Origin of the sequence: Chitinophaga tropicalis (assembly GCF_009758205.1) — a bacterium.
Taxonomy (GTDB): domain Bacteria; phylum Bacteroidota; class Bacteroidia; order Chitinophagales; family Chitinophagaceae; genus Chitinophaga; species Chitinophaga tropicalis.
The window spans coordinates 340,774-353,709 of the sequence record NZ_WRXN01000004.1 but is presented as its reverse complement, the minus strand read 5'-3'; the positions used below and the strand labels follow the sequence as shown (position 1 = coordinate 353,709).

At 46.8% G+C, this 12,936-nt stretch carries 8 protein-coding genes; 5 read left to right on the top strand and 3 right to left on the bottom strand.

The annotated features are described in order from the left end of the window. Positions 1 to 87: 87 nt before the first annotated feature. Both GO493_RS11830 and GO493_RS11825 read left to right on the top strand, forming a co-directional pair. Entirely contained in the window at positions 88 to 468 is a 381-nt protein-coding gene (locus GO493_RS11830; protein ID WP_157306368.1) for an SRPBCC domain-containing protein, read from the top strand. Positions 469 to 475: 7 nt separating this feature from the next. Next, positions 476 to 946, top strand: a complete 471-nt coding sequence (locus tag GO493_RS11825; RefSeq protein WP_157306367.1) for a hypothetical protein — start codon at positions 476 to 478, stop codon at positions 944 to 946. Positions 947 to 952: 6 nt separating this feature from the next. Here GO493_RS11825 and GO493_RS11820 read toward each other — a convergent pair whose 3' ends face one another. The 3 genes from GO493_RS11820 to GO493_RS11810 all read right to left on the bottom strand — a co-directional run bounded on the left by GO493_RS11820 (position 953) and on the right by GO493_RS11810 (position 3,952). Continuing rightward, complete coding sequence (locus GO493_RS11820; RefSeq protein WP_157306366.1) at positions 953 to 2,890, bottom strand: glycoside hydrolase family 97 protein; 1,938 nt, start codon at positions 2,888 to 2,890, stop codon at positions 953 to 955. A 60-nt stretch (positions 2,891 to 2,950) separates the two neighbouring features. After that, positions 2,951 to 3,169, bottom strand: coding sequence for a YgaP family membrane protein (locus tag GO493_RS11815; RefSeq protein WP_157306365.1), 219 nt, complete (start codon positions 3,167 to 3,169; stop codon positions 2,951 to 2,953). Positions 3,170 to 3,538: 369 nt separating this feature from the next. Then, positions 3,539 to 3,952 (bottom strand): OsmC family protein, encoded by a 414-nt coding sequence (locus GO493_RS11810; RefSeq protein WP_157306364.1) that lies wholly within the window; start codon positions 3,950 to 3,952, stop codon positions 3,539 to 3,541. A 518-nt stretch (positions 3,953 to 4,470) separates the two neighbouring features. On the opposite strand from GO493_RS11810, the gene GO493_RS11805 reads away from it, so the two are divergent. The 3 genes from GO493_RS11805 (at position 4,471) to GO493_RS11795 (ending at position 12,931) form a co-directional block, all read left to right on the top strand. Next, positions 4,471 to 7,749 carry a SusC/RagA family TonB-linked outer membrane protein gene (locus GO493_RS11805; protein WP_157306363.1) on the top strand — a complete coding sequence of 1,093 codons (3,279 nt, stop codon included), beginning with the start codon at positions 4,471 to 4,473 and terminating at the stop codon, positions 7,747 to 7,749. Between the two features lie 32 nt (positions 7,750 to 7,781). Continuing rightward, positions 7,782 to 9,365, top strand: a complete 1,584-nt coding sequence (locus tag GO493_RS11800; protein WP_157306362.1) for a SusD/RagB family nutrient-binding outer membrane lipoprotein — start codon at positions 7,782 to 7,784, stop codon at positions 9,363 to 9,365. Positions 9,366 to 9,763: 398 nt separating this feature from the next. Beyond that, positions 9,764 to 12,931 carry a SusC/RagA family TonB-linked outer membrane protein gene (locus GO493_RS11795; RefSeq protein WP_157306361.1) on the top strand — a complete coding sequence of 1,056 codons (3,168 nt, stop codon included), beginning with the start codon at positions 9,764 to 9,766 and terminating at the stop codon, positions 12,929 to 12,931. The last annotated feature ends 5 nt before the right edge of the window (positions 12,932 to 12,936 follow it).

The window sequence follows — 12,936 nt, the reverse complement described above, 5'->3', positions numbered from 1 at the left end:
ACCCTCTCACAAAAAAATCGCTTTTGCCATCGGCAAAAGCGATTTTTTTTACACAGGCTAATATTTTAATTAGCTAGCTTTGCCCGCATGAAAGACTACAAAAAACACTTCATCGTTCCGGCTCCTCCGGAAGATCTTTATAAAGCGCTCACCAACCCGCTTACCATACAACTGTGGACCGGCGAGCCGGCAGAGATGTCTACAGAACCCGGTACTGAATTCTCCCTCTGGAGTGACAGCATCGCAGGTATGAACCTGGAATTTGTAGAAGATAAGAAAATAGTGCAGGAATGGTATTTCGGAGAACAGGAAGAGCCCTCTATCGTTACTATTATTCTGCACCTTAACAAAAAAGGAACAGACGTAGAACTGAAACATACCAACATCCCCGACGATGCCTATGAAGATATTGTTGATGGATGGAATGACGCCTACTTCGGCGCCCTGATAGATTTCTATACCGAATAGTTATTGCATGAAGGCCGCTACTATCAATGAACTGAAAAAAGAATTACAGGAACTGCCGCCGGCGCAGCTGGTAGAAATGACCCTGCGGCTGGCTAAGTTCAAGAAAGAGAATAAAGAGCTGCTCACTTATCTCATCTTTGAATCGCACGACCTGCAGGCATATATCGATGCCGTAAAAGCTGAAATGGACACAGCTTTTGCAGACCGGCCAAGAGAGAATGTTTACTTTGTAAAGAAACATCTCAGGAAAATTCTGCGTATCACCAACAAGCATATTAAATATGCCGGTTCCAAACAGGCAGAAATAGAGTTGTTACTCTACTTCTGCATGAAGGTGAAGAAAGCTGATATTAAAGTAGGAGAGAGCCTCGCACTCACCAAACTGTATATACAACAGGTAAAGAAGATTGAAAAAGCAATTGACGGCCAGCATGAAGACCTGCAGTATGATTACCGCCGTCAGATAGAAAGGTTATAAAACCTTTTATTGTTGTACAGGTCTTAACCGTGCCACATAACCACCACTTTCAGCCATGCTGATAGTTATACCTGCACCGGCCTTTATCGTCTTTTTAACCTCATGCTTCAGTTGTTGCGGCTGACGGGCATCCTGCCATATTTCCACTTCATAATTGCCTGCCGGCAAGAAGTCCGTTACGATCTTTACTGTTCTCTTTGATTCATTCGTCATGGCAGCAATGAACCAGTCATTGCCTTTGCGTTTCGCCATTACTATAAATTCTCCCGGATAACCATCAATACCTTTACTGTCATCCCATACAGTAGGCACTATCTTCAGAAAATCCTCTCCCGGCTGATCTTTGATATGGTCCGGATGTTCACAGTCCACCATAAACGGGCTTTCATAGATCACGAACTTAGCCAGTTCCGCACAACGGGTGTTCATTACCATTGTAGGGTTCTGGTTTTTAAATTCTTTCTTTGTTACATTCAGGAAGCCGCCCGGCGTATAATCCATCTGTCCTGCCAGCATCCTTGTAAATGGCAGTGTAACGTTATGCGTAGCGTTGATCCTGGTAGAAAATTTTGAATATTCTTCTCCCAGCACCCCTTCTCTGGTGATCATATTCGGCCATGTTCTTGTAATGCCGTCCGGCTTATATGCTCCATGAAAGTCTACCATGAGATGATGTGCTGCAGCTGCTTTGATGATCTCCCTGTACCAGTTCACCATATCCTGGTCATCGCGGTCCATAAAATCTATTTTGATACCTGTAATGCCCCATTGCTCATACAGTGCCATAGCTGCTTCAAAGTTATTGTTCCTGTTTACATCTGAGCTATACAACCATAACCAGCAGCGTACATTCTTTGATCTGGCATATTCCAGTATTTCCTTCATATTTATCTGCGGGGCGGGTTTAGTAATATCTGCTTCAGGCTTATTGAACGGGCCATACCATTGCCAGTCTATCAGCATATACGGCCAGCCCATACGCGAAGCGAGGTCTATATATTGTTTGATAACCGGCATTTCCATTTTCACTTCTCCGCTCCACCAATGGTCCCAGGCGCTTATCCCCGGTTTGATCCAGGATGGGTCTGCAATGGCGCAGGGCTCATTGAGGTTCTGAATAAGCTCTGATGTGATCAGATCTACCGGTTTGGACCCAAGCATCACTACCCGCCATGGAGTAAGCTGTTTATCCGCAAAGCGGGCTTTTATACCATCTTCTTTTTCGCCCGGAAGGGGAGACAGCTTTGTGGCGAGATGTACCACATCTGTCCCGCTATCTGCCCTGCCCAGGTAAAATCCCGGGTAGTTGTCAATATTAGCTTCTGTGATAGCTGCATAATGTTGCTTATCTACTTCTATCAGCATAGGAAGCCCTGCAATGGTATGTTGTTGTACAGAGTCCAGCGGAAAAGGCCTGAATTCCATTTCCTGTGAAGTAGTATAAGATCTTAAATTCTCTATCCATGCTTTGGCATTTTGAGGCATGTAAAAGCCAGTCAGCTCTTTGGTGAGCTCCCTGTGCCCGATCTTTTCAGATCTGTAAAGCTGATACCGGAATGCAATACCATCATTATAAGCCCGGAAAAAAACATCTATCCGGCGTTTAAGGCTATCTTTCTCGATCAGCTGTATTTCCAGTTCATTATAATGATTGGTAACAGTTTCATGCTTCGCCCTTACTACAGGCTGCCAGGTTTCATTAACAGTATGTTGTTTACTGTTTCTGAGGATAAGGCCTTTACCCATATCAGGCTCATTCCTGAAAGAAAAGCCGAGTGGGGAAGGGTGAATAACGGATATGCCATTGTATGCTACGCTATATCGTAATGATTCACTGTTATTAATGGTAATGGAGATCTTATTATCAGGAGAACTGAGTTTCAGTTCCTGGGCCTGTACGCCTGTAGCGGCTATACAGAAGATAAGCGGGAGCATTCCCTTCATAAACGTGTATTTTACGAGGTAAGATAACGTTTTTGAATAAAAAATGCTTTTATCAACATATCAGGCCTGGTTGCCAGCCTTCTGCTGCCGGCTGCTGATGCCAAACATAGCGTATATAGGGCAAAAATCACTGAGACTGGTAAGCAATAGGACCACAGACGCAATCACCGTGACAGTACCTGTTGTGCCGGTGATGATCATAATATAGTTCAGGAAAATAGCTACTATAGCTATGATGGTCCTGATAATACAGTCAGCTAACCCAACATTTTTTTTCATAACAAATGCTGTTTTGTGGAATTCTAAATTAAAAATAGTGCTGCCCGAAATAGTTGATCGCTGTCACCCATAGGGTTGATTTTCATAAACTCTTCTAATGGAAAGCCTAAAATAGAAATTTTCCGAGAAAAAAAGCTCAGAAAAACGAGATTTTTCAGCTAAAACGATTTTAGCATTTACCCGCCCAAAGGTGCAGCCTTCCCTATACAAAAATCCTCTCCCTAATTCCCGGTAAGGACGCAGCCCTTACCTATAAAAAAATCCCGTCCCTAATTCCTGGTGGGGGAGCAGCTCTTACCTATAAAGAAAATCCCCTCCGGCAACCGGAGAGGATCTGATTTAGGATATATGATTAAGTGTTGACCCCTCTCATCCCACCAATTCCGCCTGCAAAGTAATTTCCAGGTTATAAGCCTTACTCACCGGACAATTAGCCTTCGCACCAGCCGCAACTTCCTGAAACTTCTCATTACTAATCCCAGGTACCTTTGCCTTCGTCACCAGATCCGAACGCGTGATCACCCCATTATCCAGCGTAATAGCCGCAGTCGTCTCCAGCGTCTCTGCCTTAAACCCGGCAGCTTCAAGATCTACAGTAAGCTTCATAGTAAAACAACCGGCATGCGCCGCAGCCATCAGCTCTTCCGGATTAGTACCAATTCCATCTGCAAAACGGCTGTTGAAAGAGTATTGTGTATTATTCAGAACGGTGCTTTGTGTAGAGATAGCGCCTTTACCTTCTTTAATGGTACCGTTCCAGATAGCGGATGCTGTGCGTTTCATACTATTGTGTTTTATTGTGTGTTTTGAATGATTTGATAACACAAATTTAGGCTGGTATGGAAGGGGTATCAATGTACGAATGGTACCTTTTATTGTACTTTTCTCCCCGTTTTTTCAATCTGTATTTTCTTCCCATAAACCAATCTAATTTTCTCCTTTTTAACAAAATGTTTTGTTTCTCTTAAAACTTTCTATAAGTTTATCCCGTGATATTCTCATCACATCCCGCACTATTTAACCTGGAAACTGTTGCTCGTAGTATTACTCATGAATAATGAGCTTTATCCCTATCATTTAATCTAGCTGTAAGTATTCAAGTACCACGTCATTGCGCATTTGTCATGTGCAAAAAGGGAGGCATTTTATCAAAAAACGGACAATAATAGCTTATGATGATTTCATAATTCAGCCAACAACATAAGAAGAACTTACGGGGATGATGGATATATGCGCCTGCATACGTCCGGGAGAAGGTATTTGCTTAAACACACATATTATCAACAAAAACAAGCAATTCAATGCAAAGATCGTTTATTGTATGTACGGTCCTGTTCCTCCTATGCGCTTTTTCAGCCATAGCCCAGGAAAAAAAGACTGTTTCAGGAACCATTCTGGATGAGAAAGGTAGTCCGCTTGTAGGCGTAAGCGTACAGGAAAAAGGCACCACACATGGAGCTACCACTAATCCTGATGGTTCGTTCAAATTGCAGGTAGCACCTAATGCTACTCTGGTTATTTCTTACATCGGTTATCTGAAACAGGAATTACCGGTTGATGCAGTAACAGGTAATATCAAACTGGAACCTGACAGCAAGGGTCTGAATGAAGTAGTAGTAACTGCAATGGGTATCAAGAAAGAAGCCCGCGCCCTCGGTTATGCCGTAAGCACGGTAAGTGCAAAGGAACTGACGCAGACCGGTAGTACCAACTTCGCTTCGGCATTGTATGGTAAAGCAGCAGGTGTTAAGATCGTATCTGCTCCCGGTGGCGCTTCCAGCGCTGTATCCGTACAGGTGAGAGGTGTATCTTCCGTAGGTCTGAGCACACAACCTTTGTATGTAGTAGATGGTGTGCCCATCAGGAACTTCAACAACCTTACTTCGGGTTCTTTCGGTACTACCAACAACAGGATTGATGGTAATGGTGCACTTGATATCAACCCGGAGGACATAGAGTCCCTTACTATCCTGAAAGGGGCCAGTGCTACTGCCCTCTACGGTTCTGAAGCCACTAACGGTGTTGTAGTGATCACTACTAAGAAAGGTGTTAAGAACAAGGGCCTCGGCGTTGATCTTAGCTATATATATACACAGGAAAAACTGGCATTGAGCCCTGACTACCAGAACGACTACGGTCCTGGCTATGACATGGGGTCCAACATTGCCAACGGTTATACCGCAGACGGATGGTATGCTAACGCAGATGGTTCCGTTCGTCCTTATTACAGGGCATATGGTCAGTTCGGTCCTAAGTTTGATGGCCGCGAAGTATCTTACTGGGATGGTACCACCAGGAAATATTCCGCTAACCCTGACAACTATAAAGACTTTTATGAAACAGGGCACAACTCTATAGTGAACCTGGCAATGTCCAATGCAACTGACAGAGGTTCCTTCCGTTTGTCAGCTACCCGCACAGATTACAAGAGCATCATGCCGGGCAGTAATATGTACAAGAACAACTTCAACTTCAACGGTACACTGAAGCTGAGCAACAAAGTGAGCGTTGACCTCGTGTCCACTTACAACAACAGCTTCGTACATAACCGCGCCAATGTGGTAACCAATGTCTTCGGCTCTTATAATGGTTTCTTCAGCCGTATGGATGATATGAACACCTACAAGAGGAAGTACAGGACCACAGACGGTTATAAATACGTAACCTACGATAACAACAGCTATGACCAGGATGAGAAGATCCTCTACAATATCAGGGCTACTCAGCTGATGGATTACCTCTGGGACAACCTGCGTAACAGCTATAACGAAACACAAAACCGTTTCATCAACAGCGCTACACTGAACGTTTCTATCCTGGATAACCTGCGTGTACGCGGCAGGGTAGGGGGCGACTTCACCAGCCTGAGCACTTCCAATGAACAGCACAATACCCAGCCAGCTGCTCTCGGATATACAGGTATGTATGCTGTCGAATCAAGGAACAACAACGTATTCTACGGAGACGCGATGGCCATTTACAATCCAAAACTCTCTAAAGATCTGGACCTGACTATCACCGGCGGTTTCACCGGCCGTAAGCAAACTTACAAATACCAGACGATCTCCACTCAGGGTGGCCTGGTGTCTGAAAACTGGTTCTCCCTCGTAAACTCTGCCAATGCGCTGTCCTCTTCTTCCATCCGCGCAGAACAGATGGACGTGGCAGGTTTCGGCATGCTGAACCTGAACTATAAGAGCTTCCTGTACATTGAAGGTACTGGTCGCTACGAATCTACCAGCACGCTGCCTGTTGCAGTGAACAGCTATTTCTATCCTTCCTTTAACGCAGGCTTCATCCTCTCCGATGTAGTGAAAATGCCTAAAGCGGTAGATTATGCCAAGCTGAGAGCTTCTTACGGTTTTGTTGGTAACCACCCTAACCTGTACCAGTCTAACGTACTGTACAACCAGTACACCGTTACTTACAATCAGTCAAATCTGCTGTACCAGCAGCCTAATAACTCCGGTTTCGGTAATGAGGCCCTGAAATCTGAAAAGAAAAGGGAAATGGAGTTTGGCGTGGAAACAAGACTGCTGAAAAACAAAGTAAGCGTAGATTTCAGCTACTATAACAACAAGGTGATGAACCAGATACTCACCATGAGCACTGCTGCTTCCAATGGTGCTTCTTCCATGCTGGTGAACGCAGGAAATATCTCCAACTACGGTTATGAAGCTGCTATCAGCGCTACTCCTGTTGCACTGAAAAATTTCCAGTGGAATACCCGCTTCAACTTTGCTGTGAACAGGAACAAGCTCTCTTCCCTGAACGGAAGCGAAACCAACCTGACCAGCGCTTCTTATGATGGTGGCTACCTGATCATCCGCTCCCAGGTAGGAGACGCATTAGGTAACATCTATGTACACCCCCGTGCTACAGATGATAAGGGCAACCTCATGGTAAATGATGATGGCATTCACTATAACAACACATCTGACTACAAATACGCAGGCAACATCATGCCTAAAATAGTAGGTGGTTTCTCCAACACCATTTCTTACAAGAATCTGTCGCTCGATTTCACACTCGACTATCGCTTTGGTGGTAAACTGATCTCTCTCCCAACTTACTACCAGATCGGTGCAGGTATGTACAAAAGCACTCTTAAATACAGGGATGCAGCACATGGTGGTATTGCCTACAACGTAGTAAATGCAGCGACCAACAATTTTGTAGCTGCTACAGATGGTACGCATAATGATGGTGTGATCCTTGATGGTGTGACATCTACAGGAGCAACAAACACTAAAGTGATCTCTGCTGCACAATACTACCTCAACGGATACGAATGGGAAGGTAACGGCGACTACTCCGCTGCTGTATTCAACAACAGCTACGTTAAATTACGTGAAGTAGCGCTGACATACAACATGCCAAAGAGCCTGGTAAGCAAGTTACATTTCCAGGGCCTGCAGTTCTCCCTGATTGGCCGCAACCTCCTCTATGTCTACAAATCACTGCCTCACGGTCTTGACCCTGAAGCGGCAGTTGGTTCTTCCTGGCTCAGCCAGGGTGTGGATGGTGGTACCGCTGGTCCTACCAGGAGCCTGGGTGCAAGCCTGCGTGCACGTTTCTAATCTGTATTCGTAATCCAACAAAAAGAGAAAAAATGAAAAGACTTTTGATAAATATTACCGTCCTCTTCCTACTTGCAGGTACCTTCAGCTCCTGTAAGAAAAGAATAGAAGACGACTACCAGGACCCGGAGAAAACAGCCGATGGTTCGCTTGGTAAACTGCTCAGTGGTATGTACCTGAATAAAAGGATACACCCTTCCTACTGGGATTATTACACCTTCGTAATGCCTACACTGGCAGCCTATTCACAGACAGTTGCTACAGCGCCTTCCACATCCATGTACGTGCCATCCCTGGATTATTCCGAAGGCAGATGGACAGACTTCTATACTGGGTCTACCGGTACAGATTATAACTACAATGGTCCCGGCATCCTGAGCAACTACCGTGAAATGCAGACTACCTACAATGCCATGACAGAAGCACAGCAGGCAGAATACAAAGTGTTCATGAAATGTGCTGAAGTAGTGTTGTATGATCAGACAGCCCAGCTGGTAGATCTCTGGGGCGATGTTCCCTTCTTCCAGGCCGGTGCGCTGAATACTGAAAGCCGCAATACTTACTATGCGCCTTTCGACGATGCAAAGGGCCTCTATGATACAATGATTACTCACCTGAAAGACCTGAACACTTATTTCGATACGGCTTCCGTTTCTACCGTTGTTTCTTCAGAGCTGAAAAAGCAGGACGTAGTACTGAGTGGCAACCTGACCGGCTGGCAGCGTTATGCAAACTCCCTGCGTCTGCGCCTGCTCATGCGTATCTCCAACGTGAACGAAGCAACAGCAAAGACAGAGGTGACCACCATGCTGAACGATCCTTCCACTTATCCGCTGGTAGAAAGCAACTCACAGAACGTATTGTTCAACGAAAGCCCTACTACTGTTAAAAGCGACCTGGCAGATGTTTTCAAAGATTTCCCTTTCGCACCTGCTTACCTGCTGGATACTGTGATGGCGGCTAATAATGATCCGCGTACAGAAGTGTTCTGGGACCCTGATGCTACCAACGGCTATAAAGGTTTCCCTGTAGGCGGTACTACTGCTGACTACGAGAACCGTGGTTACGCCGTATATGACTCTGCTACCTTTATGTACAACTATAACCTGCCAGGTGTGATCATGACTGCATCAGAAGTAAGCTTCCTGAAAGCGGAAGCATATGAAAGATGGAGCCTGGGTAGTGCGCAGACTGCATACGAGACAGGTATTACCCAGTCTATCAGTTTCTATTATGGCCTGAATCAGTCCATCATCCTGAAAGATAATGCGCCTATCAGCCGCAGTTCCCTGGCTACACCGGATGCCGCTGCTATAGCTGCTTACCTCGCTATGTCTGATATAGCTTACTCTGGTACCACTACAGAAAAGCTGGCAAAGATCTATACCCAGAAATGGGAACACTTCTTTGTATTGCAGGCAGGTCAGGCATGGGCTGAAATTAGAAGAACAGGTTATCCCGTGCTGCACTTTGCTACAGCCAACCGTTCAGATGCTGCTCAACCTCCTGTAAGGTTGCTATACCCATCTACGGAGAAACTGTACAACTCGGCTAACTACTCAGCCGTTTCTGCAAAAGACACCAGGGATACAAAGGTATTCTGGGATATCAACTAAGGCAGTTCTTCGCATAGCTGCAATAATTACTAGTCAGGCGCTTCTACCTTTTGGTAGGAGCGCTTTTTTATATCTTCTATAAAACGTTTTAAAGCCGTACGCAGCGCATATTAAAACCACTCACAGCGCAAAAATCCTCCCTCTCAACAAACCGCATTAAAACCACTCACAGCGCAAAAGAATCCCCCCTCTCAAAAAAGCAGTTTTGCCGAAGGCAAAACCGCTTTTTTGAGCAATTTTCCCCCTCCCCATTCCTATAAATAAATGTAACAATGACAATTAAATTATCTATATTCAATACGGATTTAAAACGTTAGCCATGAACCGGTAAAACCTGCCGGAAAGAAAAACTGTAGCAAAAAAGAAAACCCGATTTCCAGACTTTAAACCCAAACGTTATGAAAAAGTTGTACGCCTTTTGGGCGTTACTGCTGCTTGCCTGTATGCATACCTCTGCGCAGCAGCCAGAACTCAGGACCTATCAGGGCACAGTAACAGATTCCACCGGCCTCCCCATCCCCGGCGCCACTATCGCCGTCAGGAACGGAAGCAAGGGAGTGGTCACAAAGAACGACGGCTCCTTCACTCTTCAAGCCACGCCCGGCACAATTGTAGTGGTCACCAGCGTAGGCTTCCAACCAAGAGATGTTGTGCTTGGAACAGAACCCCGCCTGCAGGTCACCATTACCTCCCAGGCCAGCAACCTCACAGACATCGTTGTAGTAGGTTATGGTACGCAACGTAAAGCCTCCGTAACAGGAGCTGTAAGCACCCTTAAATCGGACGATCTGGTGCGCACGCCCTCCACTACCACTTCCGCTGCATTAGTAGGCAAAATGCCCGGTATTACAGCAAGAGCGGCAGACTCCCGCCCCGGCAACGGTACCAGCATCCAGATCCGCAACCTCGGTAACCCGCTGTTTGTAATAGACGGTGTACCCTACACCGGTAGTACAAATCCCACAGCATTCGGTTTCACTACAGGTTCCGGTCAGGATATCTTCAATAACCTCGGACTGGACGATATCGAGAACATCACCATTCTCAAAGATGCCTCTGTCTCTATTTACGGTCTGAGAGCATCCAACGGCGTAGTACTGGTCACCACCAAAAAAGGAAAGAAGAACGAAAAGCCCGGCATCAACCTCTCTGGTTATTACGGCTTCCAGAATTTCACCCGTTACCCACGTCCCGCCAACGCCGGACAATACGTCCGCGCACTGGTGGAATCAGAACAGAACCTGGGCCGCGATCCCTCATTGCTCTATACTCCGGCAGAGCTGGCCAAATGGGAAGCAGGTACAGAGAAAGGATATAAGAGCTACGACTATTACAAAGAAGTGCTCCGCCCCAATGTACCACAGTACTATATCAGCGCCAACGCCTCCGGAGGCTCCCAGCGCGCCAGCTACTATATGTCCGTCAGCCGCCTGAAACAGGAAGCGGTCATAAAAGACTACAGCTTCGAACGCACCAACCTCCAGGCCAATATGGAAACCAGCCTGGCCAAAGGATTGAAGGTAGGTACACAGATCAGCGCAAGACTGGAGAAAAGACATAACGTAGGAGTACCCGGACTGGACGATTACTTCAACCCCTTCCTCAGTATCTTTAGCATGTGGCCCACAGAAAGCCCCTATGCAAACGATAATCCTGAATACATCAACCAGACCCATAACGTGAACGTCAATCCTGCTACCTACAGAGACGATATCACCGGGTATGTGGATGAATGGTGGAGAGGAATGAACGTTAACCTGAACGCACAATATGATTTTAACTTCGGATTAAGCGTGAAAGGCATCTATTCATACAATTACCTCAACGAGGATTTTGACGGCTTTGAATACACCTGGAATGCCTATAAATACGATCCGGTCACAGATACCTATAAAACAGAGCCGGGCTTTGGCAACCAGAACCCCTGGAGGGAACGGCATAAACGTAACGTCATTTCCCGCTATGGCCAGTTCCAGCTCAGCTATAACCGCAAGTTCGGCAACCATAATATCTCTGCGGTAACGGCATATGAACTGTCCGACTACGATAACTCCTACTACGTGGTCCACACCATCCCCACTAACAACTACGTACCCACGCAATACCTGGTAGAGCAGGATTACCTTTCTGACGAATGGAGCCTGGAAGCAAGAGCCGGTTATATCGGCCGTATCAACTACGATTACCGGTCCAGATACCTGCTGGAAGTACTGGGGCGTTATGACGGTTCCTACCTCTACGTCCGCGGCAAACGCTGGGGATTTTTCCCGGGTGTATCTCTGGGATGGAGAATATCCGAAGAGCCCTTCCTGAAGAACAGGTTCGGCAACCAGCTGAATGACCTGAAACTAAGGGTTTCCTACGGTGAAACCGGTAGCGAGATAGGCTTTGCCAACGGCGATGCTCCAAGGCCTTTTAGTTACCTCCCAGGTTACGATTTTAACAGGGGCAGCGCAGTACTGAACGGCAGCTATGTAATAGGCATCCGCCCCCGGGCTCTGCCCGTTACAGAACTTTCCTGGGTGAAGAACCGTACCATGAACGCCGGGATCGATTTTACCATCCTGGATAACAGGCTCTCGGGCCAGCTGGACGTCTTCGAACGGCGGCGGACAGGCCTGCCTGCCGCCCGTTACGACGTGCTCATCCCCAGCGAAGTGGGCGACACACTGCCTAACGCCAACCTCAATGTAGATGCTACCCGCGGCATAGAAGGCATGATATCATATACCGGTCAGGCGGGAAAAGTGAACTATTCCATCGCCGTAAACGCCACTTACGCCAGGCTGCGCAGCATCAATACCTATAAACCCCGGTTTGGCAACGCCTGGGATAAATACCGTCTTTCAATAGAAGACCGCTGGTCCAATGTAACATGGGGATACCATGTAGCCGGCCGCTTCGAGTCGGAAGAACAGATCAGGAACTACGAAATAGATAACGACGGGCAGGGAAACCGTACACAGCTGCCGGGCGACTTCCGCTACCAGGACATGAACGGAGATAAGATCATCAATAACCTCGATGAACGCCCCATCGGCTATGCTCAGGGCGCACAGCCCTATGTCAGCTTCGGCATCAACGGTAGCATAGCCTATAAGGGTATCACCCTGCGCTTCGATTTTGCAGGAGCTACCATGCAGACCTTCCTGCGTAACTGGGAACTCCGCTATCCCTTCCAGAACAACGGCTCTTCTCCGGCATACATGCTGGCAGACCGCTGGCATAGAGAAGACCCTTACAATCCCTCCAGCCGCTGGATCAGCGGTACCTACCCGGCCATCAGGAAAGACAATACCACACACGTCAACTATGCAGTGAACGATTTCTGGGTGACCAACGTCCGCTACCTGCGCCTGAAAAACCTTGAACTGGGATACAGCTTCCCCGGTAAACTGGTAAACAGGGCCGGCATCAGCGCATTGCGTGTATATGTGAACGGTACTAACCTGTTCTCTGTAGACAACGTAGGCGCCATGCAGATAGACCCCGAGATCAGCTCCTCAAACGGCCTGGTATACCCACAGCAACGCCTCTGCAATTTTGGCTTTAACGCATCATTCTAATACTT